Raw genomic sequence first — 23,918 nt, forward strand, 5'->3', positions numbered from 1 at the left:
GCTAAGGAAAGGGCAGGATGCAGCAACCCGGCCGGGCCGCAGAGATCAAGGCAATCGGGATCGGCAAGAGCTTCGGCTCGTTCCGTGCGCTGGACGATCTGACGCTCGATATCGGCCGTGGCGAGTTCCTCACCCTGCTCGGCCCCTCCGGTTCCGGCAAGACCACCTTCCTGATGATCCTTGCCGGCTTCATTCAGCCGACCGACGGTCGCCTTTACAGCGACGGCGTCGACATCACCGAGCGGCCGGCCGAGCAGCGTGCCGCCGGCATGGTGTTCCAGGGCTATGCGCTGTTCCCGCATATGAACGTCGAGGCCAACATCGCCTTTCCGCTCAAGGTGCGCAAGAAACCGGCGGCCGAGATCAAACGCCGCGTCGGCGAAATGATCGAGCGCGTCGGGCTGAGAGGCCACGAAAAGAAACTGCCGTCGCAATTGTCCGGCGGCCAGCAGCAACGCGTGGCGCTGGCGCGGGCGCTGGTGTTCGAGCCGGGCGTACTTTTGCTCGATGAGCCGTTTTCAGCACTCGACAAGGGCCTGCGCGGCCAGATGCAGGCCGAGATGAAGCGGTTGCACCAGGAGACCGGCACCACCTTCGTCTTCGTCACCCATGACCAGAGCGAGGCGCTGGCGTTGTCATCTCGCGTCGCCATCTTCAACCACGGCAAATTGCTGCAGGTCGGCGCGCCGGACGAGGTCTACGACCGGCCGGACAACCGCTTCGTCGCCGAGTTCCTGGGCGAGATCAACATGCTGCCGCTGAAGGGCGTACGCCCGGCCAACAATGGCTCGACGGGCCTCTGCGAAGACCGCGTGATCAGCATGCGCTGCAAGGCCGAGAAGGTCCGAGGCGACGCCATCCTGGCGATCCGGCCCGAATACATGTCGATCGCCCGCGAAGCCGCGACAGGCGAGAACGGCATTGCCGCGACTGCCGTCGCCTCGACCTATCTCGGCGCTGCAACGCGGCTCGATCTGACGACGCGCCAAGGCGCCAAGGTGACGGTCTCGGTGCCGAACGAGGTCGCCGCCTCCGCGCTCAGCAAGGGCAATTCCGTCTGGCTGACCTGGCCGGCGGAGAAAGGCTTCCTCCTTCCGGATAGAGAGCAATGACGATCGGCGTGGCGAATTCGCCAAGCTGACATTCAGGAAATACCAACGACAAAAAAGGGGAACTGACATGACAAACCAAACCAAGAAAAATTCCATCGAGGCGCTATCCGCCAGGGCAGTGCGCGGCGAGATCTCGCGCCGGCAGTTCACGCAGCTGGCCGCACTGGTGCTGGCCGGCACGCCAATGCTGCTGCGCTCGACCGGCGCCTTTGCCGCGGCTAAGGAACTGGTGCTGGTCAACTGGGGCGGCGACGCCATCACCGCCTACGATGCGGCTTACGGCCAGGCCTTCACCAAGGAGACCGGCATTGTCGTTAAGATGGACGGCTCTGGCCCGACCGAAGGCGCGATCGCGGCGCAGTTCAAGAGTGGCGCGCCGACCTGGGATCTGGTCGACGTCGATCCGTTCTCGGCCATCACTCTCGGCGCCCAAGGCATGCTCGAGCCGATCGACTATGCGGTCGTCGACAAGAAGAAGATGCGGCCGGGATTCGGCTGGGAGTACGCTGCCTCGACCTATTTCTTCTCCTACGTCATCGCCTACGATGCCGAGAAATACGGCAGCCAGGCACCGACCGGCATGGCCGACTTCTTCGACGTGGCAAAATTCCCCGGCAAGCGCTCGCTCTACAAATGGGGCGTGTCGAGCTGGGAAGCGGCACTGCTCGCCGACGGAATCGCGCCGGCCTCGCTCTACCCGCTCGACCTCAAGCGCGCGCATGACAAGATCGCCGCCTTCAAGGAAAACGTCGTCGCCTATTGGGGTGGCGGCGCCGAAAGCCAGAGCGTGCTGCTCAATGGCGAAGCCTCGATGGCGATCGTCTGGTCGACCCGGGCTTCCCTCATCGAGCAGGATTCCGGCGGCAAGATCAAGTTCATCTGGGACCAGGGCCTGATCTCGCCCGGCGCGCTCGCCGTGCTCAAGGGCAATCCCGGCGGCAAGGACGCGGCCATGAAGTTCATCGCCAGCACCCAGGACCCGGAGAAGGAACTCATCATGTTCGACAAGCTCGGCCAGGGTCCGGCCAATCCGGCCACCGATGCGCTGATCCCCGCCGACAAGAAGCGCATCAATCCGGTCGATCCCGAGAACATGAAGAAGCAGATTCCGCTCGACATGGATTGGTACGCCAAGAACTACGGGGCGGCACTCGACGAATACACGAAGATCATCTCCGCCTGACAAGCCGGGATAACCGGATGAGAGCATACCTCTCCGACAGGATGGGCGCGGCGCTGTTGATGGCGCCGCTGCTCCTCTTTCTTGTGCTGGCCTACGCCTGGCCATTCCTTGGCGTGGTCAAATGGAGTTTTACGCTGCCCACGCCGGGGCTGGGGCAGTACAATGCGCTGCTCACGGATCAGTTGGTGCAGTCGGTCTTCATCCGCACGCTGCGTATCGCCGCGATCGTGACGATCGTTTCGGTTGTCGCCGCCTACGGCATCACCGTTGTCTGGGTACGCGGCACGCCGGTGCAGCGCGTCGTGGCCGAGTTCTGCATCCTGGTGCCGTTCTGGATCTCGGTGCTGACGCGCGCCTTCGGCTGGGTGGCGCTTTTGTCCAATCGCGGCCTGATCAACACCTGGCTGCAGGCGGTCGGCTTCATCTCAGAGCCGCTGGCGCTGGTGCGCAACGAGTTCGGCGTTATCGTCGGCATGACGCATTTCCTCATTCCCTTCGCCGTGTTTCCGCTGGCCTCATCGATGCGCAGCCTCGACGACCGTGTGCTGCTGGCGGCGCGCGGCCTCGGCTCCAGCCGTATGCGCACCTTTTGGTCGGTATTCGTGCCGATGACCAGCTCCGGCATCATCGGCTCGGCGCTGATCGTCTTCGTCTTTTCGCTCGGCTTCTTCGTCACGCCGGCGATCCTCGGCGGCGGCCGTAGCGTGATGATCGCCGAGCTGATCTACCTTCGCATCTTCCAGAGCCCGGACTGGGGCCTGGGCGCCGCAATCAGTGTCGTGCTGGTGCTGTTTGTCGGCGCGCTGATGGCGCTGCTGTTCCGCTATATCAGACCCAAGCAACTGGTGTAGCGCGATGCCGACCTACCGCCCCGGTCCCGTCTCGCTGGTCCTCGCCGCCCTCGTCGCGCTGTTCCTGCTGCTGCCGCTGCTCGCCGTCATCCCGGTATCGCTGACGCCGAGCCGCATGCTGGCGATGCCGTCGGGCGAATTGTCGCTGCGCCATTACCGGGCGCTGATCGAGGATCCGCGCTGGATCGATTCGATCCTGCTCTCGATCAGGATCGGCATCGTCAGCAGCGCCTTTTCCACCGTGCTGGCGCTCTGCTTCAGCCTCGGCATCTGGATGTTCCAGCCGCGCTTCACGGCAGCATTGGTCGGTTTCGTGCTGCTGCCGATGGTGGTGCCGCCGGTGGTCTCGGCAATCACGCTCTACTTCCTGCTGACCTCGATCTCCGGGTTCTCGTCGTTCTTCGGCTATGACACCTGGCTGGGTGTCGTCATGGCGCATGCGGTGATGACGGTGCCCTTCGCCACGGTGCTGATCCTGGTGTCGCTCAGCCAGCTCGACCGCCGCATCGACCTCGCCGCCCGCGGCCTCGGCGCCACCGTGTGGGAGCGCGCCACCCGCATCATCATGCCCAACATCAAGTTCGGCATCGTCACCGCGGCGTTGTTGTCTTTCGTGCTGTCCTGGGAGGAGATCGGCGTCACCCTGTTTATCACCTCGGTCAACGCCATCACGCTGCCGCGCTTGATGTGGATGGGCCTGCGCGACAACATCGACCCGGCGATCGCCGCACTCTCGGTGATCCTGATCGTCATCACCGTGCTGGTGCTTGTGGCGCGCAGCGTCGTGGTCAGGCTGCGCGAGGCGCAGTGAGGGCCGCCTCACGCCGTGGTGACTGGCGCGAATGAAACCTTGCGCTACGATTTTCGTTATAGATGGTTCAACACGTCGAGGGCTCTGCCATGAACCAGGGATGGTTTGCCAAGCCGGTTGCGGTTGCGGTCGGCATCGTGGGAGATATCCGCAACATTTCCAACGCACGGCAGGCTGTCGAGTTGCTGACAGCCCACTGGCGTGACGCCGGCAGCGCCAAACACGGCTTGGCACTGCGCACATGCCGCCGCGCCATGAGCGACGATCGCTGGACCGAAGCCGCCAGGGACGCGTTCATCGAGGCCGCGCGGGAAGCGCATGTCCTGGTCGAGCGAGCCGTCGAACCTCAGGACCGGTCCAGGCAGGCGGGACCGTGATCGATTTGTGAGAGCCTCGGTGGTTCGGCCGATCTATTGCATCTCAGGCAGCATGCAGCCTTGGAATGGCGCTGACGTCAACCTCGCGTTCCGCGTGCCACGCATCATAGGCGGCCTGCATCCTGAGCCAGATCGCGGCGCCGTCGCCGAACATCTTTCCAAGACGGGCAGCGACAGCCGGCGACACCGGCTTCTTTTCGCGGATGATGTCATAAAGCTGCTGGCGCGAGATTCCGAGCAGATTGGCGATCTCCACCTTGGTCTTTCCGGTTGCCGGGATAATGTCGTCAAGCAGCGCTCCAGGGTGGGATGGGCAGCGCTCCATCGGACGCATCGGCTCATAAGAGGTCATGGGCTGGTTGTCCTTTCGCTTGGGGCGCCACGTACCCATAATGATATTGTTCGAAATCTACCCGGGTTGCCAGACCTCCCGAAAACCTGGCGGAGTTGTGGCACAGCGCCACCCACTATCCCATGGCGTGGCGGATGGTCTTGGACAGGCGGCTCAAAAATGCCGGCCTCGACGACGCATCAAGCTTCCACGACAGCACCGCGGTCGCCATTTTCCGCGGCAACACCCCGACCGACAGGAACCAGGCGGCAAGGATTGCACGCCGCCGCAGGGATGCGGTCATTTCGAGGCTGGCGACGGCGCCGGCCGCCCCGAGCGCCAGCCGGGAATCGTCGGCCACGGGATGTCGGCCGCTGTCCGCGCAGAGCGACGCCAGCCGCTCTTCCAGGTGGACCGGATCGTGGCGGACAGCATCCGACGGCACGATGGTCAGGCCGATCCCGGCGGCCTGGTCCGACAGCGCCTGCATGCGGCGGAAATCGTGAGTTACCCGCCAGCGTGCCCGCTCGGCGAGCTTTTCACCGAAGACTGAATGGTTGGCGCCATGGATCCGGTAGGCGCCGAGGCATTCGTCGATGGACTGGACGTGCCCGTACATCGGCGCCAGCGTTGCCAGATAGCCGTCGGCGCCCTGGCGGAACTCCGGCTCCGGTATCGGCATGATCGATTCGAGCGTTGCGCGGTCAAAGGCCAGCCCGCTGGTCACGGTCGTCTGATAGCGGCCCTTGTGCAGTAGTTTCGGCATGACGTCGCCGCTGTCGAAAGGCAATTCGGGCGGCGGAAAGACATCCTTGATGCGCTGTCCTTCGTCGACGATATGCAGTCTGGACTGGACCTGGGCGGTTGCCTCGTCCCAGGTTTCGACAATGGTGGAGACGGCGGTCGGATAGAGATAATCGTCGGCGTCGAGGAACAGGACGATCTTGCCCGAGCTCGCAGCGAAGCCGGTGTTGAATGCCGCCGCGTGTCCGCCATTTTGCGCTCGCGGGCATGCGAGGATCTCGTCGCGATAAGATTCCATGATTGTCGTGGAATTGTCCTGCGATGCATCGTCGACGACGATGACCTCGACATCCGCGTAGTCCTGCTCGAGAGCGCTGTCGATGCTGCGTTTGAGGAACCGCGCGTAGTTGTAATTCGGGATGATGATGGATACCGGAATCCTGTTTTGGACAGACTGCATCGCGTTTGACCTCGCATCTTGCTTTGGTTCGGCAAAGGCCCGCTCATGGGCCCGCCCCCCTCTTCAAGCGCCCCTCTTGGCGCGCAACGAGTTCCCTGGGAGAAAGCCTGCGCTTCCCACGAGGAGACGGGTCACGTTTCGCTTTGCGACTTCGTACTGAGGCCGCCATTGCCTTCGAGGCTGCTGCCATGGTCAGGGTCGGCGGCAGCAAAAGCTCCGACGTTCGGCCAAGGTGGGTCGCAACCGAGCCCGACGGAAATGTCTCGCCTCGCGATCAGGTCGGGAGCGAAGCGGACGGGTGCCCTGAAGGCATGGCGGATACTGGCCTGCAAATGCGGCTGGAACAAGCCCCGCGTCGAAAATAGCGCCACTTCAGGTTGCGTTCAGGCGGCATACCGCGACCGCCGCCGCTTCTGCCCCGAAGCCGGCGAACCGCCTCCGGGGCCTTGTGGTCATGTGGCCTGGACGGTCAGGCGGCCTGCAAACCCGGCAGCGACAGGTCGACTTCCTCCGGCAAGTCGCCGGCCATGGCGGCGGCAAACTTCGTCTGGTCAAGTTCTCCCTCCCAGCGTGCCACCACCACTGTCGCCACCGCATTGCCGATGAAATTGGTCAGCGCCCGGCATTCCGACATGAAGCGGTCGACACCAAGGATCAGCGCCATGCCGGCGACCGGCACGGTGGGGACGACTGAAAGCGTTGCCGCCAGCGTGATGAAGCCCGCGCCGGTGATGCCGGCAGCACCCTTGGAGCTCAGCATGGCGACGGCGAGCAGCAGGATCTGGTCGCCGTAGGTGAGTGGCGTGTCGGTCGCCTGCGCGATGAACAGCGCCGCCAGCGTCATGTAGATGTTGGTGCCGTCGAGGTTGAAGGAATAGCCGGTCGGGATGACCAGACCGACCACCGAGCGGTTGCAGCCGGCGCGCTCCATCTTGGCCATGAGGCCCGGCAATGCCGCTTCCGAGGACGAGGTGCCGAGCACCAGCAGCAGCTCTTCCTTGATGTAGCGGATCAGCGCCAGGATCGAGAAGCCGTTGTAGCGGGCGACAGCGCCGAGCACCACCAGCACGAACAGCAGCGCGGTCAGGTAGAACGTGCCGATCAGCATGGCGAGGTTGGCGATCGAGCCGATGCCGTATTTGCCGATCGTGAAGGCCATGGCGCCAAACGCGCCGATCGGTGCGGCCTTCATCAGGATGGCGACGAGGCGGAAGATCGGCGTGGTCAGCGCCTGCAGGAAATCGACGACCGGACGGCCGCGATCGCCGACCAGCGCCAGGGCGACACCGAACAGCACCGAGAAGAACAGCACCTGCAGGATGTCGCCCTGCGCGAAGGCGCCGGTGATGGTGTCGGGGATGATGTTCATCAGGAAGCCGACGATAGTAGTGTCGTGCGCCTTCTCGGCATAGGCCGCCACCTTGGCGGTATCGAGCGTCGCTGGATTGATGTGCATGCCGGCGCCGGGCTGGACGACATTGGAGACGACCAGGCCGACGACCAGCGCCAGCGTCGAGAACACCAGGAAATAGATCATCGCCTTGCCGGCGACGCGGCCGACCTTCTGCAGGTCGGAAACACCGGCGATACCGGTCGCCACGGTCAGGAAGATCACCGGCGCGATCACCATCTTCACCAGCTTGATGAAGGCGTCGCCGAACGGCTTCATCGCCTCGCCGGTTTCGGGATAGAAATGGCCGAGCAGCACGCCGGCGGCGATCGCCGCGAGCACCTGCACATAAAGATGCCGGTATAAGGGAAGTTTGCCGCGCGGCTCGGCGGCAGCGATTGCTGTCTGCATAACGTCCTCCATGGCGCCCCGATCGAAAGCTCGACTCCCCGGGGCAGTTGTTTTGAGACCAGCAGCCTCGCGACTGCTGAATTCGTCTTTGCAACAGCCGTGCCAGATACGCAGAAGAGCTTTTCATCATTGATTTTGTTGAGCATTCGCAAACGTCCGCTGTGCTGGACGCATGGATAGGTGCGAATCTCCGCATAGGTCGAATTGTGCTTTGTGCGAATTCATGCACAAATGGGCGATGCTGCAACGCCCCGCCGGTGCCTTGTCTTCGACGCCCGAGCAACTCGCCAGGCGGGCGCGCCGAGCCTGGCTGCTGTTTGCGGCCATCGCGCTTTTGATCGTCACGGCAGCGCTCTACGGCGCCGGCCTTTACGGCCGCACCGCCGAGATCGGGACCCTGGCGGCGCAGGGGCGTACCGACGCCAATCTGAAGGTCGCGCTGCTGCGCGCGGTGCTCGAAAGCCCGCGCGCCCTGCCGCTGCTTTTGTCCGCAGACCAGCAAGTGCGTGACGCGCTGTCGCAGAAAAATGCCGCGGCAATCGATGTGCTGAACCGCAAGCTCGAGGGGCTGGTCTCCGGCACCAAGGCGTCGGTACTCTATGTCGTCGGCACCGATGGACTGGCGGTCGCCTCCAGCAACTGGCGCGAGCCGATCAGCTTCGTCGGCAATGACTACCGTTTCCGCGACTATTTCTCCGGCGCGATGCAGGCCGGAACCGCCGAGTATTTTGCGCTCGGCAATGTCAGCAAGCGCCCCGGCCTCTACATTTCGCGGCGCGTCGGCGACACAGACGCACCGCTCGGCGTCGTCGTCGTCAAGATGGAGTTCGACCAGCTCGAAGCCGACTGGCGTGAGGCGAACCGCCCGGCTTATGTCAGCGACGAGAATGGCGTCGTGCTGATCACCAGCGTGCCGTCCTGGCGTTTCATGACAACCGCACCGCTGGCCGCACCTAAGCAAGCCGCGATCCGCGACAGCCAACAGTTCGGCGACGCGCCGCTTGTGCCGTTGCCGATCATGCACGCGCAGGCGCTCAGCCCGGATGTGTCGATCGTCCACGCAGTAACGCCCGGCGGCAGCGACGCGGAGTATCTCAGCCTTTCAACACCGATCCCTTCGACCCCCTGGCGGCTCGACTATCTGATCCCGGCTGAAGCGTCGATCGCCGCCGCGGTCCGCGAAATGCGGCTTCTTGCGCTCGGCGTCGTCGTCCCGCTGCTCGGCCTTGCCGCGTATCTGTTGTGGCGCCGGCAGTCGGCGCAGATGCGGATTGCCGCCGAACAGGCGGCCCGCACCGAACTCGAACGCCGCGTCGTCGAACGGACCGAGGATTTGAGCCGCGCCCGCGACCGGCTGCAGGCCGAGATAGCAGGCCACCGCAGCACGGAAGCCAAGCTCCAAATCGTGCAGCAGGATCTGGTCCAGGCCAACCGCCTCGCCATCCTCGGCCAGGTCGCGGCCGGTGTCGCCCATGAGATCAACCAGCCGGTCGCCACCATACGCGCCTATGCCGACAATGCCCGCACCTTCCTCGACCGCAAGCAGACCGGGCCGGCCGAGGAAAACCTCGGCGCTATCGCAGCCCTTACCGAACGCATCGGCTCAATCACCGAGGAGTTGAAGGCATTTGCCCGCAAGGGCCGCACCGCCGCCGAGCCTGTCGAATTACGTGGTGTTATCGAAGGCGCCGTCATGCTGTTGAGAAGCCGCTTTGCCGGCCGGCTCGACGCATTGGCCATCGACCTGCCGCCGCCGAGCCTCAAGGTCATGGGCAATCGGGTGCGGCTCGAACAGGTGCTGATCAACCTCTTCCAGAACGCGCTCGAAGCACTCGACGGCCGCGACGACGCTCATGTGCAGGTGTCGGTCGAGGAGACCGCGGACGGCGTGACGGTCGGCGTGTCCGATAACGGACCGGGCATTCCACCCGCGATCCTCAAATCGCTGTTCACGCCGTTCAACACCTCGAAGGAAAAAGGCCTTGGCCTTGGCCTCGTCATCTCGAAGGACATCGTCGCCGATTATGGCGGCCGCATCGAAGTTTCGAGCGACGACAGCGGCACCCGCTTCACCATTCATCTCCAGACAGCAGCGTAAGCCATCATGACGAACGACAATGCCGCGCCGGTGATCCTGATCGACGACGACCGCGATCTCCTCAAGGCCACCGTGCAGACGCTGGAGCTTGCCGGCTTCTCGGTTTCCGCCTTTGCGGTGGCCGCTGAGGCGCTGGCCGGGCTCGACGCCGGCTTTACCGGTGTCGTGGTGTCGGATATCCGCATGCCTCAGATCGACGGCTTGCAGCTTTTCAATCGCATCCTGCGGCTGGATGCCGACATTCCCGTCATCCTCGTCACCGGCCACGGCGACATCGCCATGGCCGTCAAGGCGATCAAGGACGGCGCCTACGACTTCATCACCAAGCCCTTCGCCGCCGACCGGCTGGTACAGAGCGTGCGCCGCGCAGCGGAAAAGCGCCGCCTGGTGATGGAGAACCGGGCCTTGCGCGAGGCGGCCGGAGAGGCGCAGGACGGCCTGCCGCTGATCGGCCAGACGCCGGCGATGGACAGGCTGCGCCGCACGCTACGCCAGATCGCCGACACCGACGTCGACGTGCTGGTGACCGGCGAGACCGGTTCCGGCAAGGAGGTGGTGGCAAGCCTTCTGCATCGCTGGAGCCGCCGCGCCAAGGGCAATTTCGTCGCGCTGAATTGCGGCACGCTTCCGGAGACCGTCATCGAGAGCGAATTGTTCGGCCATGAGGCCGGCGCCTTCACCGGCGCGCAGAAGAAACGGATCGGCCGCATCGAGCACGCCAGCGGCGGCACGCTGTTCCTCGACGAGATCGAAAGCATGCCGGTCTCGACGCAGGTGCAGATGCTGCGCGTGCTGGAGATGCGCGAGGTCACCCCGCTCGGCACCAACGAGGTGCGGCCGGTCGATCTGCGCGTCGTCGCCGCCGCCAAGGTCGATCTCGGTGATCCGCGCCAGCGCGGCGCTTTCCGCGAGGATCTCTATTATCGGCTCAACGTGGTGACGATCTCGATCCCGCCGCTGCGCGAACGCCGCGACGACGTCGCCCTGCTGTTCTTCTACTTCGCCGAGCGCGCCGCCGCCCGCTTCCACCGCCAGGTGCCGGCAGTGCCGGCGACGGTGCATCGCCATCTCAGCGACCATGACTGGCCGGGCAATGTGCGCGAACTGGCGCATTTCGCCGAGCGGTTCGTGCTTGGATTGGAGGAAGGCGCCGAAGCACAACCCCCTGCCCCGGCTCAATCGAACGCCGCCATGAAGCTGCCGGAGCGGCTGGAGCGCTACGAGGCCGACATCATCCGCGAGACGCTTGGCCGCAACGACGGCGACGTCAGGCGCACGATCGAAGCGCTGGGGATTCCGCGCAAGACCTTCTACGACAAGCTCCAGCGCCACGGTATCGTGCGCAGCGATTTTTCGAGGTAATCGTCGCCAGGGCTTGACCGGGCGGCCCGGTTACTTGGCGTCGTGGAAGACGATACCGACAGTGTGGCGCATGCCGGAGCGAAGCCGGCTGACGCCGTGCCTGAGATTGACCCGGTAATTGCCCTTGCTGCCCTGGACCGGTCGATTGTGGACCGCGAAGGCGACCGCGTCGCCCCGGCGCAGCGGCACCACCTCGGCGCGGCTCTGCATGCGCGGACGCTGCTCGGTCAGCACGAACTCGCCGCCGGTGAAATCCTTGCCTGGTTCCGACAACAGGATCGCCACCTGCAGCGGGAAGGCCAGATCGCCGTAGAGATCCTGATGCAAGCAGTTGAAGTCGCCGGGAACGTATTGCAGCAGGAGCGGCGTCGGCCGCGTCTGGCCCTGCTCGTGGCATTGCCTGAGGAACGCGGCGTGTTCGTCGGGATAGCGCTGGGCGATACCCATGCGCTCGTTCCAGTCGTTGGCGACCGCGGCCAGGCGCGGATAGAGCGCGGTGCGCAAGCCGCCGATCAAGTCGGGCAAGGGATAGCGGAAATAGCGGTACTCGCCCTTGCCGAAGCCATGCCGCGCCATATGGACATGGCTGCGGAAATGGCTCTCGTCCGAATAAAGTCCGGCGATATGCCGGCACTCCTGCGGCGTCAGCAGCTTTTCCATCACCGCGCAACCATAGCCGCTCAGCTCATCGGCCAGCGTCCGCCAGTCATATCCGGCAACGCGCACCTCCGCCGATTTCACCGCCGCTTTCGCGCCTATCGAATGGATGGTCATGGTTTCGCCTCCTGTGGCTTCTGTGTCATTGAGATGGGTGAAACGGCGCGCGCGGACCACCCGTTTCTTGCCGGGTGAACTCGTTAGCGATTGTCTCGGGGATTTCGTTGAATACAATGCAGCGGGGCTTGCCGCGATGGGGGGCGATTTGATCGGACGGGTTCGACAAAGGGACGGGGCAGTCCGGCAATTCCTCGTTTGCCCCGTCGTCATGCTGGTCTCGGCGCTCCCGGCCTTGTCCGCCAGCAGCGACTGCGTCAGCGACGATGAGGTCGATCCGGCGGTGCGGATCGCCGCCTGCACGCGCATGATCGAGGATGCGACAGAGCCCCTCGAAAACCGCGGTATTGCCTATTTCAAGCGCGGCAATGCCCTGACGGAACGAGGCGACTATGACCGCGCGATCGCCGACTACAGCGCGTTCATCGGCATCGCACCGACCGTCGCCAGCGGCTACTATAACCGGGGCATCAGCTGGGTCTTCAAGGGCGACTACGACAAGGGCATCGCCGATCTGGACAAGGCGATCAGCCTGGACCCTAAATATAGCGACGCCTACTACAACTGCGGCGTCGCCTGGACCTTCAAGGGCGAGAACGACCGGGCTTTGGCCGACTATGACAGGGCAATCAGTCTCAGTCCCGGAGACGGCAAAAGCTACCACAATCGCGGGCTGATCTGGTCAAGCAAGGGCGACGACGACCGCGCGATAGCCGATTTCGACCAGGCCATCAGGCTCAACCCAAACGACGCCAGTTCCCTGAACGGCCGCGCCGATGCCTGGACCAACAAGGGCGATGCGGAGCGCGCGCTGGCCGACTATGACAAGGTGATCAGCCTCGATCCGAAAAACGCACATGCCTACTACCGGCGCGGCAACGCCCGGCTGACGGGCGGCGATTTTGACGATGCCATCACCGACTACAATAAGGTCGTCGCGATCGATCCGAAGGATGCTAGCGTCTACTACAACAGAGGCCTCGCCTGGTCGAACAAGGGCGACCATGACCAGGCGCTGGCGGACTTCGACACGTCCATCAGCCTCGATCCGACATTTGCACCAGCCTATTACAGCCGAGGCGTCACTTGGGCCAACCGGGGGGACCATGACCGCGCCATAGCCGATTATGGCAAGGCGATTGGCATCGATCCAAAACTCGCCGTCGCATACTACGCGCGAGGCGCGGCCCGATCCGACGCAGGTGACGCCGATGGCGGCATCGCCGACTATGGTCAGGCCATCGCGCTCGATCCGAAATATGTCGACGCCTACAACAACCGGGGGATAGCATGGGCGGCGAAAGGCGATTTCGACGGCGCCATCGCCGACTACGACCAGGCGATCAGACTCGATCCGAAACACGCCATCTCTTATTCAAACCGGGGTCTGGCCCGAGCAAACAAGGGCGACATCGATCGTGCCATCGCCGATTACAGCCAGGCGATCACCTTCGATCCGAACCTTGGCAATGCCTATTTCAACAGAGGCATCGCCTCGCTTGCAAGGGGCGATGCGGACAGTGCCATTGCCGATTACACCCAGGCGATCAGGCTCGATCCGACAAATCCGAAAATCTACGTCAACCGTGGCGAGGCCTGGTACAAGAAGGGGGAGGACGATCACGCCATTGAGGACTCCAACCGAGCCATCGGTCTCGATCCAAAACTGACGAGCGCCTACTACAATCGGGGCACCGCCTGGCTTCGAAAGGGCAGGGACGATCGTGCTATCGCCGACTACAGCCAGACCATCACTCTCGACCCGACAAAGGCGATCGCCTACAACGACCGAGGTTTCGCCTGGAGCAGGAAAGGCGAATACGATCTCGCCATCGCCGACTACGACCGCGCGATCAGCCTCGATCCGAGACTTGTCAAGAGCTACCAAAACCGAGGCGTCGCCTGGACGGCAAAGGACCAATACAGCCGCGCTATCGCCGACTATGGCGAAGCAATCAACCTCGATCCGAAAGACGCCTCCACCTATGCTGGCTGGGGCGTCCTGTATCTCTATTCCGGCGCGACGGCGATGGCGCAGACGGATTTCGAGCAGGCGGCCTCTCTCACCCCCGACAATGCCTACTTTGCCATCTGGCTTGATATCGCGGCGCGGCGCAACGGCGCGGCGAGCCACTTGAAGGAGGCGAAAAGCAAGCTCGACATGACGAAGTGGCCGGCACCGCTGGTCAGCATGCTGCTGGGTGAAAAGACGTCCGCCGAAGCACTTTCGGATGCCGGTGCTCTGGGCCTGGCTCAGAGAACCGGACAAGTCTGCGAAACGAATTTCTACACGGCCGAGCTTAGCCGGCTCCAAGGGCATAGCGAGGAAGCCTTACGGCTTTACCGGCTCGCCGCTAGCGATTGTCCCAGGGATTTCGTCGAATACCGAGCCGCCATGAGTGCGCTGCACGATCTGGGCGTGCCGCCATAACTCTGCAAACGACCGTCTCTTTTGCCGAGAAGATCGTTGGCGAACAAGGCGATAGAGACACACCCTGCCCGACTGATCCAGGCCGGCCGGCGTCCATATGTCAGGAGCCTTCGCCAGCGCGATTCCGGTTTTCACTGGCCCGCGCTAGACTGGCAGCAACCGCAACCGGACTGCCCATAGCATGATTGTCCAGACCTGCATCAATGGCGCGCGCAGCGCCGATTTCCACCCCAACCTGCCGCTCGACGCGGAGGCCATGGCGCGCGATGGCGCCGCCTGCGTCGCCACCGACGCGGCTGAGCTGCATGTCCATGTGCGCGGGCTGGACGGTCGCGAAAGCCTGGCTCCGGCGGCGATGGATCGGACGGTGCTGGCGCTCCGCCGCGCCTGCCCTGGAACGCTGATCGGCGTGTCGACCGGCGCCTGGATCGAGAATGAAGACGAGCGGACGCTGGCCGCGATCGCCGCTTGGAGCGAGCTGCCCGACTATGCCTCGGTCAATCTCAGCGAAGACGCCGCGCCCGCTATCATGGAGCGTCTGCGCCAGCGCGGCATTGGCATCGAGGCGGGGCTTGCCTCCGTCGCCGACGCCGAACGCCTGGTGAGCCTCGACCATGGCAAACGCGTGCTGCGGATCCTGATCGAAATCTCCGAGCAGGAGCCGGACGCTGCGCTGGAGATCAGCGACGATATCGCCGCCGTGCTCGACGGCGCCGGAATGCGCCGGGCAATCCTGCTGCACGGCGCCGACGCCACGGTCTGGCCTTTCGTGCACCGGGCGGCGGAACGCCGTTGGTCGACGCGCGTCGGACTGGAAGACGGCAAGGAGCTCCCTGATGGAACAGTAGCATCTAGTAACGCTGCGCTGACAGCGGCAGCCGTCGCTATCTTCGAGTCCAGCCGTTAGCGCGGGAACGGCCAATCTCCTCTTCACTGGGGAGCTGCCAAGTTCGGCAACGAGGCAGGCCAAAGTCGGCCGAGCATAAATGTGGCGCACGCTATATCAATAAAACTTATCTAAAACTTTACGTGTTAATTAAACCAACAATTAATCGGCACATCAACGATCACGTATGTTAATGCTCTCCTGCACCGGGGACCATTTTTTGATGAACATCATTCCACAGAATGATCACGCTGCGCCGCGTCGGATTCAACAGTATACATCGATACAGGTACTGCGGGGGCTGGCAGCTCTCATGGTTGTTATCTATCATCTTCCGGCCGCGCTGGGCATGCTCGATCTGCGTATTCCCGTTCTAAACAGCGGCGTCGACCTGTTTTTCGTCATTAGTGGTTTTGTAATGGTTCTCTCGACAGAGAACAGACGCGCCGACCACCGTGCTTTTTTGATGCAGCGCTTCACGCGCGTCGTTCCCTTCTATTGGGTTATGACCTTCCTCATGGTCGCCGCACTTTGGTTGTTTGCCGGTCGTGCAGTGTTTCTTGAGCAGATCACCAATAGCCTGCTTTTCATAGCCTATCTCGATACGGTCACAGGCTATGTCCAACCGGTGCTTGGCGTGGGTTGGACGCTCAATCTGGAAATCCTGTTTTACATTCTGTTCGCAGCGACTATGCGTTTCGGCACGCTGACGCAAATGGCCATGGTCGGCGTTGTCTTTGCAATCGCCGTAGCGGCGCGCATCGTCTTCAAACCCGCCGCCGACACTGTGCTGTTTTTCTATACCACGCCAATCCTGTTTGAGTTCCTTGCCGGCATGGCGCTCGGCCACCTGGTCGGCAGACTGGCGCGTTTGCCTACCGTCCTGGGTGTCTCGGCGCTCGTGTTCGCCATCGTGTCCATGCTGGTGATGGTACTTGGCTTCAACTTGCCGCGAACCCTTGCTCAGGGAATCCCGGCCTTGATCCTTGTCGCCGGTTGCATCAGCCTGGAAAGCTATTTCCGGCTTTTTGCTCCTCGCCTGCTGGCAAGTTGGGCGATGCCTCCTATTCTCTCTATCTGACGCATCCTATCGTGCTGCTTGCGACCGCTCCTGTCGTTGCAAGCGTCAGCGTATCACCATGGCTTGCTGGCATGGTTATTGTCACCGCCTGCATTGCCGTCTCCCTGGCCAGCTACAGTTTTGTTGAAAAGCCGATTTTGGCCATTTCGCGGATGAGCCTTTCCGCCCGTCACGTGAAGGCATGAGTTGCGGCTGCGCTCCGCGGAACCACGCTGTCCCGCCAATCTTAGACCGGCGGCGCTGAGCCTTCAAAAGATCCGGAAACAAAAACCCGCCTCGGGAGGACGGGTCGTTGGAGCCAAATTGGCACCATATCCAAATTAATAGCATAGCTGCCGGCACAAAGCAAGAACAAAATGTGGCGACATCGACGAAACTGCCGATAGGCGCAGCGGCACGGCGGATGACATGGCTCTTGCCGTTGTTAAAAATCTCTCATAAGGTATTTTTCATATCTGAAAAAAATCCAATCGTTTCTTTCTTTTTATGAAAGCCTGAGCGTTTGCGGGAACATCTCGATCAGACCGACCGGCGACTGGTCAAGCTGCTGTCGCAGGACGCGCAGCTTGGCGTCAACCGCCTTGCTGAGAAGATGGCGATCTCGGTGCCGACGGTGCGCATGCGGCTGCGCAACCTGCTCGACCGCAACCTGCTCAAGATCGTTGGGCTGCTCAACCTGACCGAGCGCCCCGAACTGATCTCGGCCATCGTCGGCATCAACGCGCAAGGGCGCGGCCGGGCCCGGGAACTGGCGCAGCGCATCTCCGAATTGCCTTTCGTGAACTCGGCCGCCGTCGTCACCGGGCGCTTCGACATCATCGTCGACGTAACCGTGGCCGGCGATGTCGCCGATCTCTACCGCGTCACCAGCGAGCTGATCCCCGGCGCCGGCGAGCCGGGTGAGGTGGTGCGCAGCGAGACCTTCGTCGTCATGGCGTCCTGCAACAAATGGGTCAGCCTGCCGGAAGGTTGCTGGTCGGACGAGACGCGGAAGGAAATGGCATGAAGATCGCGGTTCTCGGCGGGCTCGGCCTGCAAGGCCGGGCGGCTATCGCCGACCTCGTTGCCAGCGACGGCGTCGAGCAAGTGGTCTGCGTCGACACTGCAACCGGCGGCGCTGCGCGGCTCGGCGGCCTGACCGACCTTGCCCGCGTGCGTTTTGTAGTGCCGGAGGGCGCGATCGGTCCGGTGCTGGCCGATGTGATGAAGGACGTCGATGCGGTCATCGACCTGTTGCCGCAGCCGCTGATGCGCGACGCGGTGCAGGCGGCGATCGCGACGCGCACGCCGCTGGTCACCACCAATTACGGCAAGGCCATCGCCGATCTCGCTCCCGAGGCCGAAAAGGCCGGCGTGTCGATCGTGACCGAATGCGGGCTCGACCCCGGCATCGACCTGGTGCTCTACGCGCGCGCCGCCAGCCAGTTCGACACCATCACCGCGATCGATTCCTACTGCGGCGGCATTCCCGAGCCGAAGGCGGTGGTCGAGCCGCTGCGCTACAAGGTGAGCTGGAATTTCGACATGGTTCTGGTCAGCCAGAACCGCGACAGCGTGCTGGTCGAGCACGGCAAACGGGTCGATGTGCCGGCCGCCCGCCAGCACGACAATCGTTTCATCCACGAGATCGAGGTGGCGGGACTGGGCAGGCTCGAAGCCTTCCCCAATGGCGACGCGCCGCATTATGCCGGCATGCTCGCCGCCGCCAAGGGGCTGCAGCGCTCCGGCCGCTATTCGCTTCGCTGGCCCGGCTGGTCGGCGTTCTGGGCGCCGCTGAAGCAGCTCGGCTTCCTGTCCGAGGACAAGGTGCAAAGCACCGGTGCCAGCCCACGCGAATTCCTCGGCCGGCTGCTTGCCCCGCAACTGCAATATGGCGCCGACGAAAAGGACCTTTGCGTGATGCGCAACGTCTTTGTCGGCAGCGAAGGCGACCGCCGCAAGACGGTGACCTCGGAGCTGGTCATCGAACGCGACCTCGCCTCGGGCCTATTCGGCATGAGCCTCGGCGTCGGCTATCCCGCCAGCATTGTGGCGCAGATGCTGGCACGGCGCGAGATCGCCGCGCCCGGCCTGCTCAATCCGCTGCTGCATGTTCCCGATGGCCGCTTCCTCGATGAGCTGGCCAGGCGCGGCATCAAGGTTGCCGAAACGGTGAGCTGGGACTGAAGGATTTTCGAACGGTGGTCGCCGCCGGCAACGGCGCTGCCGCTCAAAAAGCACCTCGATGGGGTGAAATAACAAGTGGAACAACAAACGAAACAAGGAGGAATGCCCAAATGAAGATTGCCAAGCTTTTCATCGCCGGCCTTGCGCTCGCCGGCCTTACCGCTGCCGCCGGTGCGGGAACGCTCGACGAGATCACCAAGCGCGGTGAGTTGCGCGTCGCCGTGCAGACGCAGGGACCGCCCTTCTCGCTGGTGGGTGCTGCCGGCGAACGCACCGGCAGTTCGGTCGAACTCGCCGAACTGATGGCCAAGGAAATGGGCGTCAAGATCACCTTCCTCGACTTCGACTGGGACGGCCTGATCCCGGCGCTGCTGTCGGGCAAGGCCGATCTTCTGGTCGCCGACATGACCCCGACACTGGCGCGTGGCATGAAGGTCGCCTTCACCAAGCCTTACATGTACACGGGCAGCACAGTCTTCACCAAGGCTGGGACCGCCTTCAAGTCCACCGAGGACTGCAAGGCCAAGGGCACCAAGATCGCCGTGCTGCTCGGCGCCACCGGCGAGAAGGAAGCCAAGGCCGCCTTCCCCGATGCCGACATCAAGAGCTACAAGGGCGGCGGCCCACTGCTGCTCGACGCCGTCAACAACGGCCAGGCCGATTGCGGCGTCAACGACGTCTCGGCGGTCAAGGGCCAGTCGACCGCTTACCCGGCCGGCAGCTTCATCATCATGCCGGACATGCTGTCGAAAGAGCCGCTGGCCTTCGCCACACGCTATGACGAGCAGGACCTGCTGGTCTGGATGAACCTGTTCCTCGACCAGGTCAGCCTCGACGGCCGCCTGCAGAAGAACCTCGATTACTGGGTCAATTCCGACGCCTGGAAGAAGGATCACTAAGTAGAGTGAATGGTGAATGGTGAATAGTAAGTAGTAAGTAGGGAGTAGGGGAGTAGGGAGCAGGGAGTAGAGAAGAGCTACTCGCTACTCGCTACTCGCTACTCGCTACTCGCTACTCGCTACTCGCTGCTCCCATTCCAAATTCCCTATTCACTATTCCCTACTCACTACTCACTATTCACCATTCACCATTCACCATTCACCGTCCAAAATGCTCGAAAACTTCAGCTTCCGCACCATCGTCGAATATCTGCCCCTGTTCGGGCAGGGCCTCGTCACGACCGTGTGGCTGTCTGTCCTCTCCTTTGCCGGCGCGCTCGCCGTCGGCATCGTGCTCGCCGCCATGAACCTGCAGCGCGGCCGGCTGTTCCGCGTCCCGGCCAAGGCCTATATCGACGCGGTGCGCGCCACGCCGCTGCTGGCGCAGCTTTATTTCCTCTATTTCGGCCTGCCGCGGCTCGGCTTCGTCCTGCCCGAGCTCGTCGTCGGCATCTTGGCCCTGTCGCTGAACAGCGGCGCCTATGTCGCCGAGATCATCCGCGCCGGCATCCTGTCGATCCCGCGCGGCCAAGTGGAGGCCGGCGTTGCTTCGGGCATGACCTATGTCCAGCGCATGCGCCTCGTCATCCTGCCGCAGGCGTTCAAGGTGACGATCCCGCCGCTGCTCGGCCAGGCAATCGTGCTGGTCAAGGATTCCGCCCTGTTGTCGCTGATCTCGGTCGCCGAACTGACGCGCGCCGGACAATTGCTCGCCTCCGACCGCTTCATGCCGGCGGAAGGTTTCATCACCATCGCCGCCTTCTACCTCCTGCTCTATTACGGGCTGAAGGGGCTGGCGGCGCTCTCCGGGCGCTGGCTCGGCCTGGCGGGGGCACGGACATGATCTGGCAGCAGCTGCAAAGCATCGCCGGCAGCTATCCCCTCGCCTTGCGCGGCCTCGGCATGACCGTGGTGCTGTCGCTGATCAGCCTGGTGCTGGGCACGCTGCTCGGCTTCGGCCTCGGCATCCTGCGCACCGGCGGCAACCGGCTGATCAGCGGCGCGATCGGCGCCTGGGTCGACCTGATCCGCGGCACGCCGTTCCTGGTGCAGATCTTCCTGATCTTCTTCATCCTGCCGGAACTCGGCATCGAGCTCGACGCCTTCACCGCCGGCATCATCGCGCTGACCAACCTGGCCGCCTGCTTCATCTGCGAGATCGTCGTCGCCGGCATCCGCTCGGTGCCGACCGGCCAGGTCGAGGCAGCGCTTGCGTCCGGCCTGTCGCGCTGGCAGCGCATGCGCCAGGTAGTGCTGCCGCAGGCGATGCGCATCGTGCTGCCGCCGCTGGTCGGGCAATATGTGCTGCTGATCAAGGATTCCTCGGTCGTCTCGGCCATCGGCCTCACCGACCTCACCCGCGTCGGCTGGCTGGTGGTGCAGCGTGTACCCAATGGGCTGCTGGTCTTCTTCCTGGTCGGGCTCGGTTACTTCATCGTCTGTTACCCCCTGATCATGCTGGCCCGCCGGCTGGAGCAACGCATGGGCGCGGCGCATGGCGAGGTGCAGTTGTGACATCGAACCTCAAGGGTCCGGCAATATGACCAAAACCGGCATGATCGAATTTCGCGGCGTCAACAAATGGTTCGGCACGCTCAACGTGCTGAAGGACATCAAGCTCAGCGTCGAGCCGCGCGAAGTGGTCGTCGTCTGCGGCCCGAGCGGCTCGGGCAAGAGCACCCTGATCCGCTGCATCAATGGGCTGGAGACGATCCGCGACGGCGACCTGACGGTCGACGGCCAGCGCCTCGGCGACCCCGCCACCAACATGACGCGGCTGCGCACCGAGATCGGCTTCGTCTTCCAGTCGTTCAACCTCTATCCGCACAAGACGGCGCTCGAGAACGTCACCCTGGCGCCGATCCATGTCCGCAAGATCCCGCGCGCTGAAGCCGAGAAGGCCGGGCGCGAATTGCTCGCCAAGGTCGGCCTCGCCGACAAGGTGAACGCCTATCCGGCGCAGCTGTCTGGTGGCCAGCAGCAGCGCGTGGCGATCGCGCGCTGCCTCGGCATGCGCCCCAAGATCATGCTGTTCGACGAGCCGACCTCGGCGCTCGATCCCGAGATGATCTCGGAAGTGCTCGACGTCATGGTCGCGGTGGCGGAGGAAGGTATGACCATGATGGTGGTGACGCACGAGATGGGCTTTGCCCGCAAGGTCGCCCAGCGCGTCGTGTTCATGGACGCCGGCGCCATCGTCGAAAGCGGCACGCCGGATGAGTTCTTCTCCAACCCGAAGACCGACCGCAGCCGCGCTTTTCTGAGCAAGATCCTGCGGCATTGACAGCAGCGACAATACGCACCGAACCTGCCGTCGCCTTTGCGCCGAGGTTGCGCTCGAGCCTACAATGGATCATCCGCAGCGCTATGGCGACACACCGAGCGCGCGCAGTGCCTTGCCTGCCGCGACATATTCGATGAAGTCGTGGGGGCAGTCGCGTACCGCAAGCCGGTACCGCCGCAAGGCTTCATCGTCACGGCCGTCGAGCCGGTAAAACTCCGCGACATAGAGATTGGCCTCGCATAGATTTCCGCGTTTCTTGGCCGGGACCGGGACGGGATCGTTGGCTGCGGCCAACGCTGCTTCGGGCGTCTGTTCGCCAAGAAACATGCGAACCAGCGGCGCCGGTCAACTTCACGGCCGCGGCCAAGACACTTCGGGTCTCGCCGTCGGCGATCAGCAAGATGATCAGGCAACTGGAAGCGCGGCTTAGCGCGACCCTTCTGACGCGGACCACGAGGGCGACGAGCCTGACTGAAGCCGGCGAGAGGTTTTGGGCCAGGCAGGACCGGCGCTGGAGCTCATCCTTGCCGCAATGAGGGATGCTTTGCCGAAAAGCCTGCCGGTCCGGTTGCGGTTGAATGTCCCGCAGATGACCTATCCGAACTTCCTCAAAGTACCAGAAACATAGGTAATTATACTTTCCAAATCCCTGCCCCGGAGCGCCGATCTGGTTCCTTTCGTGGCTCCTGCGGACGTGGCCGCCCTGTTCGCGACCAAATCTTGCGCCGGGTTAGCGTCCGCTCTGGGCCTAAGATCTGCCGAAGCGTTCAGCCGACCAAGCGGCAGCAATGGGTGGCGAGCCGACGCTCCACGCGAACGCATGGAATGGCCCGGCTTGCTGGGCTAGCCGGACGTTGAATGTGGATCAATTCGGGCTGAAAAGAAGCACAGTTCTGGCTCCATGACGCCGGCAGAGCCGATGGTGCCGCCAGCGCAATTCCTTTCTCTGCCCGTTTCGGACCGACGCTTCTCAGAACGCGAAATCCGCGGACTGAACGACATCGGCTGGGAGCCAGGTTTCATGAACTTGCAAGATCTCGGGCCCCCGGCTGTAGCCGCGATCGCGGATCACCATCGTCGTGACCCGGCCATTGTTCGGTTGATCGGAGTCCTTCGCGTCGCGTTGCCATTCGTGGTAGTTCACGACCGCCACGTCGGCGCTTTGATGGCTGATCCGGATGTCGCGTATTTTGATACGGAAGGCCGGATTCGATCCGTAGATGCTCTTCATGTAACCTGCGAAATCATTTTTCCCGAACGCCCTGCCGCCCGGCATGATGGCGACCAGATCGTCGCTGATCCGGTCGAGCGCGTTCTTCTTGAACGTCGCGTCGTCGCCAGGGCATCGGCCCGCCACCCAGTCGGTGAAGAATCCGTGGATGTCGTGGATCGTCGCCTCGATTTCCTTCGTTTGAAGGGACATTTTTTCCTCCTGTCTCAAGATGATGCTGGATTAGGCGCTTTACGCCGTGGCTTGCCCCGACCGGACGCTGCTTGAGGACAGCCCGTACCACGCGAGCCACAGGCACATGAGAAGCGAGGAAATCAGCCAGATCGGACCCCCGATGCCGATCCCGAGCTGCTCACCGAGTGTCCACCCGGTTGCCGAAAGGATACCGAACGCCGAGCCGACGATCGCGGCCCATCGGGGCAGTATCCCAACGTTGTCGCGGGCATCGTGATACGCGACAAGCGCTGTCGCCAAGGCTAGCGCCCAGAATCCGTTACCCATGCCGCCGGAAAACGCCCACCAGGTCATGAAGGCGTTGGTGTCACCCCGGTCGGCCGCGACCGCGACCACCGATGCCTCGGCGACCGCGGTGGAGAACGTGGTCAGGGCGCCGAGAGCCATCACCATCCAGGCGGAACTCAGCATCGGCGAATGCCGGACCCGGGGGTTGAGCGCCAGGTTCAGGAACGAAGCGCCGGCGATCAGGAACAGCGCCGCTGCCGCCGTCCAATGGACCGTAGCCCATCGCCCATGGCCCTCGGCGATATTCTGCATCTGAACAGACAAATCCGCGTCCGGTGGCCCGTGAAAGACGAGCGCAGCCGCCAGCAGCAGCGTTCCGGTGGCGAGCCAGACACCGCCCGGCCCGCTCATGCTGTTATTATTCGTTTGCATCGGGAAAACCTCCTGTGGCCTTTACCACGGCATGAAGTTTAGACCCGCGCCACGGTTGCCCGCTTCGGCGTAAATACCCACGCAGCGAGAAATTTTGGCTTGG

Annotated in this window: 25 protein-coding genes; 18 read left to right on the forward strand and 7 right to left on the reverse strand. The window is 63.3% G+C overall.

The genetic code is table 11. The annotated features are described in order from the left end of the window. Positions 1–17: 17 nt before the first annotated feature. The 5 genes from NKH67_RS15430 (at position 18) to NKH67_RS15450 (ending at position 4,334) form a co-directional block, all read left to right on the forward strand. Complete coding sequence (locus NKH67_RS15430; RefSeq protein WP_352614393.1) at positions 18–1,112, forward strand: ABC transporter ATP-binding protein; 1,095 nt, start codon at positions 18–20, stop codon at positions 1,110–1,112. A gap of 67 nt (positions 1,113–1,179) precedes the next feature. Continuing rightward, the gene (locus tag NKH67_RS15435) at positions 1,180–2,295 is read left to right on the forward strand and encodes an ABC transporter substrate-binding protein (RefSeq protein ID WP_352501282.1); all 1,116 of its coding nucleotides are present in this window, start codon (positions 1,180–1,182) and stop codon (positions 2,293–2,295) included. Positions 2,296–2,312: 17 nt separating this feature from the next. Then, a complete protein-coding gene (locus NKH67_RS15440) occupies positions 2,313–3,146 on the forward strand; it encodes an ABC transporter permease (RefSeq protein WP_352501283.1) in 834 nt (277 codons plus the stop codon). A gap of 4 nt (positions 3,147–3,150) precedes the next feature. After that, the gene (locus NKH67_RS15445) at positions 3,151–3,957 is read left to right on the forward strand and encodes an ABC transporter permease (protein WP_352473752.1); all 807 of its coding nucleotides are present in this window, start codon (positions 3,151–3,153) and stop codon (positions 3,955–3,957) included. 89 nt (positions 3,958–4,046) lie between these two features. Continuing rightward, positions 4,047–4,334, forward strand: a complete 288-nt coding sequence (locus tag NKH67_RS15450) for a DUF982 domain-containing protein (RefSeq protein ID WP_352501284.1) — start codon at positions 4,047–4,049, stop codon at positions 4,332–4,334. Positions 4,335–4,377: 43 nt separating this feature from the next. Here the strand turns inward: NKH67_RS15450 and NKH67_RS15455 are convergent, their stop codons facing one another. The 3 genes from NKH67_RS15455 to NKH67_RS15465 all read right to left on the reverse strand — a co-directional run bounded on the left by NKH67_RS15455 (position 4,378) and on the right by NKH67_RS15465 (position 7,670). Further along, entirely contained in the window at positions 4,378–4,686 is a 309-nt protein-coding gene (locus NKH67_RS15455) for a HigA family addiction module antitoxin (protein WP_352451482.1), read from the reverse strand. 115 nt (positions 4,687–4,801) lie between these two features. Next, complete coding sequence (locus NKH67_RS15460; protein WP_352501285.1) at positions 4,802–5,869, reverse strand: glycosyltransferase family 2 protein; 1,068 nt, start codon at positions 5,867–5,869, stop codon at positions 4,802–4,804. A 469-nt stretch (positions 5,870–6,338) separates the two neighbouring features. After that, entirely contained in the window at positions 6,339–7,670 is a 1,332-nt protein-coding gene (locus NKH67_RS15465) for a dicarboxylate/amino acid:cation symporter (protein WP_031211944.1), read from the reverse strand. A gap of 238 nt (positions 7,671–7,908) precedes the next feature. On the opposite strand from NKH67_RS15465, the gene NKH67_RS15470 reads away from it, so the two are divergent. Continuing rightward, positions 7,909–9,768 (forward strand): sensor histidine kinase, encoded by a 1,860-nt coding sequence (locus NKH67_RS15470; RefSeq protein WP_352501286.1) that lies wholly within the window; start codon positions 7,909–7,911, stop codon positions 9,766–9,768. Between the two features lie 6 nt (positions 9,769–9,774). Then, positions 9,775–11,130 carry a sigma-54-dependent transcriptional regulator gene (locus NKH67_RS15475; RefSeq protein ID WP_352614398.1) on the forward strand — a complete coding sequence of 452 codons (1,356 nt, stop codon included), beginning with the start codon at positions 9,775–9,777 and terminating at the stop codon, positions 11,128–11,130. 30 nt (positions 11,131–11,160) lie between these two features. Here the strand turns inward: NKH67_RS15475 and NKH67_RS15480 are convergent, their stop codons facing one another. Next, complete coding sequence (locus NKH67_RS15480) at positions 11,161–11,904, reverse strand: 2OG-Fe(II) oxygenase (RefSeq protein WP_352501288.1); 744 nt, start codon at positions 11,902–11,904, stop codon at positions 11,161–11,163. 235 nt (positions 11,905–12,139) lie between these two features. Between NKH67_RS15480 and NKH67_RS15485 the strand changes: the two genes are divergently transcribed. The 10 genes from NKH67_RS15485 to NKH67_RS15530 all read left to right on the forward strand — a co-directional run bounded on the left by NKH67_RS15485 (position 12,140) and on the right by NKH67_RS15530 (position 21,690). After that, positions 12,140–14,335: a tetratricopeptide repeat protein gene (locus NKH67_RS15485; RefSeq protein WP_352501289.1), complete on the forward strand. Its 2,196-nt coding sequence runs from the start codon at positions 12,140–12,142 to the stop codon at positions 14,333–14,335. Positions 14,336–14,516: 181 nt separating this feature from the next. Further along, positions 14,517–15,242, forward strand: coding sequence for a 3-keto-5-aminohexanoate cleavage protein (locus NKH67_RS15490; protein ID WP_352501290.1), 726 nt, complete (start codon positions 14,517–14,519; stop codon positions 15,240–15,242). A 202-nt stretch (positions 15,243–15,444) separates the two neighbouring features. After that, complete coding sequence (locus NKH67_RS15495; protein ID WP_352501291.1) at positions 15,445–16,302, forward strand: acyltransferase family protein; 858 nt, start codon at positions 15,445–15,447, stop codon at positions 16,300–16,302. Positions 16,303–16,313: 11 nt separating this feature from the next. Next, entirely contained in the window at positions 16,314–16,487 is a 174-nt protein-coding gene (locus NKH67_RS15500; RefSeq protein ID WP_352501292.1) for a hypothetical protein, read from the forward strand. Between the two features lie 317 nt (positions 16,488–16,804). After that, positions 16,805–17,308, forward strand: coding sequence for an Lrp/AsnC family transcriptional regulator (locus tag NKH67_RS15505; protein WP_023677254.1), 504 nt, complete (start codon positions 16,805–16,807; stop codon positions 17,306–17,308). Continuing rightward, positions 17,305–18,468 carry a saccharopine dehydrogenase family protein gene (locus NKH67_RS15510; protein ID WP_352501294.1) on the forward strand — a complete coding sequence of 388 codons (1,164 nt, stop codon included), beginning with the start codon at positions 17,305–17,307 and terminating at the stop codon, positions 18,466–18,468. The genes NKH67_RS15505 and NKH67_RS15510 overlap by 4 nt, the downstream gene beginning before the upstream one ends. Before the next feature lie 110 nt (positions 18,469–18,578). Then, a complete protein-coding gene (locus tag NKH67_RS15515; protein ID WP_352501295.1) occupies positions 18,579–19,367 on the forward strand; it encodes an ABC transporter substrate-binding protein in 789 nt (262 codons plus the stop codon). A 211-nt stretch (positions 19,368–19,578) separates the two neighbouring features. Further along, the gene (locus NKH67_RS15520; RefSeq protein WP_023720609.1) at positions 19,579–20,250 is read left to right on the forward strand and encodes an amino acid ABC transporter permease; all 672 of its coding nucleotides are present in this window, start codon (positions 19,579–19,581) and stop codon (positions 20,248–20,250) included. After that, entirely contained in the window at positions 20,247–20,921 is a 675-nt protein-coding gene (locus tag NKH67_RS15525) for an amino acid ABC transporter permease (RefSeq protein WP_023677250.1), read from the forward strand. The genes NKH67_RS15520 and NKH67_RS15525 overlap by 4 nt, the downstream gene beginning before the upstream one ends. A gap of 25 nt (positions 20,922–20,946) precedes the next feature. Next, positions 20,947–21,690: an amino acid ABC transporter ATP-binding protein gene (locus tag NKH67_RS15530; RefSeq protein WP_352473770.1), complete on the forward strand. Its 744-nt coding sequence runs from the start codon at positions 20,947–20,949 to the stop codon at positions 21,688–21,690. 81 nt (positions 21,691–21,771) lie between these two features. Here NKH67_RS15530 and NKH67_RS15535 read toward each other — a convergent pair whose 3' ends face one another. Further along, positions 21,772–22,017, reverse strand: a complete 246-nt coding sequence (locus tag NKH67_RS15535; protein ID WP_352501296.1) for a hypothetical protein — start codon at positions 22,015–22,017, stop codon at positions 21,772–21,774. 74 nt (positions 22,018–22,091) lie between these two features. Here NKH67_RS15535 and NKH67_RS15540 point away from each other — a divergent pair, with 74 nt between their 5' ends. Further along, the gene (locus NKH67_RS15540) at positions 22,092–22,226 is read left to right on the forward strand and encodes a LysR family transcriptional regulator (RefSeq protein WP_352501297.1); all 135 of its coding nucleotides are present in this window, start codon (positions 22,092–22,094) and stop codon (positions 22,224–22,226) included. Between the two features lie 434 nt (positions 22,227–22,660). Here NKH67_RS15540 and NKH67_RS15545 read toward each other — a convergent pair whose 3' ends face one another. Both NKH67_RS15545 and NKH67_RS15550 read right to left on the reverse strand, forming a co-directional pair. Continuing rightward, positions 22,661–23,113: a nuclear transport factor 2 family protein gene (locus NKH67_RS15545; protein ID WP_352501298.1), complete on the reverse strand. Its 453-nt coding sequence runs from the start codon at positions 23,111–23,113 to the stop codon at positions 22,661–22,663. A 39-nt stretch (positions 23,114–23,152) separates the two neighbouring features. Next, on the reverse strand, positions 23,153–23,815 hold the full coding sequence (locus NKH67_RS15550; protein WP_352614409.1) for a hypothetical protein: 663 nt from the start codon (positions 23,813–23,815) through the stop codon (positions 23,153–23,155). Between the last annotated feature and the right edge of the window lie 103 nt (positions 23,816–23,918).

It is taken from the genome of Mesorhizobium sp. M0968 (assembly GCF_040319065.1).
Lineage (GTDB): Bacteria > Pseudomonadota > Alphaproteobacteria > Rhizobiales > Rhizobiaceae > Mesorhizobium.

Bases quoted from the DNA above. Each gene is read 5' to 3' on its own strand.
- NKH67_RS15520 (WP_023720609.1), top strand. From the start codon at position 19,579: ATGCTCGAAAACTTCAGCTTCCGCACCATCGTCGAATATCTGCCCCTG.
- NKH67_RS15495 (WP_352501291.1), top strand. From the start codon at position 15,445: ATGAACATCATTCCACAGAATGATCACGCTGCGCCGCGTCGGATTCAA.
- NKH67_RS15525 (WP_023677250.1), top strand. From the start codon at position 20,247: ATGATCTGGCAGCAGCTGCAAAGCATCGCCGGCAGCTATCCCCTCGCC.
- NKH67_RS15435 (WP_352501282.1), top strand. From the start codon at position 1,180: ATGACAAACCAAACCAAGAAAAATTCCATCGAGGCGCTATCCGCCAGG.
- NKH67_RS15455 (WP_352451482.1), bottom strand. From the start codon at position 4,686: ATGACCTCTTATGAGCCGATGCGTCCGATGGAGCGCTGCCCATCCCAC.
- NKH67_RS15515 (WP_352501295.1), top strand. From the start codon at position 18,579: ATGAAGATTGCCAAGCTTTTCATCGCCGGCCTTGCGCTCGCCGGCCTT.
- NKH67_RS15450 (WP_352501284.1), top strand. From the start codon at position 4,047: ATGAACCAGGGATGGTTTGCCAAGCCGGTTGCGGTTGCGGTCGGCATC.
- NKH67_RS15470 (WP_352501286.1), top strand. From the start codon at position 7,909: ATGCTGCAACGCCCCGCCGGTGCCTTGTCTTCGACGCCCGAGCAACTC.
- NKH67_RS15490 (WP_352501290.1), top strand. From the start codon at position 14,517: ATGATTGTCCAGACCTGCATCAATGGCGCGCGCAGCGCCGATTTCCAC.
- NKH67_RS15510 (WP_352501294.1), top strand. From the start codon at position 17,305: ATGAAGATCGCGGTTCTCGGCGGGCTCGGCCTGCAAGGCCGGGCGGCT.
- NKH67_RS15430 (WP_352614393.1), top strand. From the start codon at position 18: ATGCAGCAACCCGGCCGGGCCGCAGAGATCAAGGCAATCGGGATCGGC.
- NKH67_RS15465 (WP_031211944.1), bottom strand. From the start codon at position 7,670: ATGCAGACAGCAATCGCTGCCGCCGAGCCGCGCGGCAAACTTCCCTTA.
- NKH67_RS15445 (WP_352473752.1), top strand. From the start codon at position 3,151: ATGCCGACCTACCGCCCCGGTCCCGTCTCGCTGGTCCTCGCCGCCCTC.
- NKH67_RS15535 (WP_352501296.1), bottom strand. From the start codon at position 22,017: ATGTTTCTTGGCGAACAGACGCCCGAAGCAGCGTTGGCCGCAGCCAAC.
- NKH67_RS15540 (WP_352501297.1), top strand. From the start codon at position 22,092: ATGATCAGGCAACTGGAAGCGCGGCTTAGCGCGACCCTTCTGACGCGG.
- NKH67_RS15480 (WP_352501288.1), bottom strand. From the start codon at position 11,904: ATGACCATCCATTCGATAGGCGCGAAAGCGGCGGTGAAATCGGCGGAG.
- NKH67_RS15475 (WP_352614398.1), top strand. From the start codon at position 9,775: ATGACGAACGACAATGCCGCGCCGGTGATCCTGATCGACGACGACCGC.
- NKH67_RS15550 (WP_352614409.1), bottom strand. From the start codon at position 23,815: ATGCAAACGAATAATAACAGCATGAGCGGGCCGGGCGGTGTCTGGCTC.
- NKH67_RS15530 (WP_352473770.1), top strand. From the start codon at position 20,947: ATGACCAAAACCGGCATGATCGAATTTCGCGGCGTCAACAAATGGTTC.
- NKH67_RS15460 (WP_352501285.1), bottom strand. From the start codon at position 5,869: ATGCAGTCTGTCCAAAACAGGATTCCGGTATCCATCATCATCCCGAAT.
- NKH67_RS15545 (WP_352501298.1), bottom strand. From the start codon at position 23,113: ATGTCCCTTCAAACGAAGGAAATCGAGGCGACGATCCACGACATCCAC.
- NKH67_RS15440 (WP_352501283.1), top strand. From the start codon at position 2,313: ATGAGAGCATACCTCTCCGACAGGATGGGCGCGGCGCTGTTGATGGCG.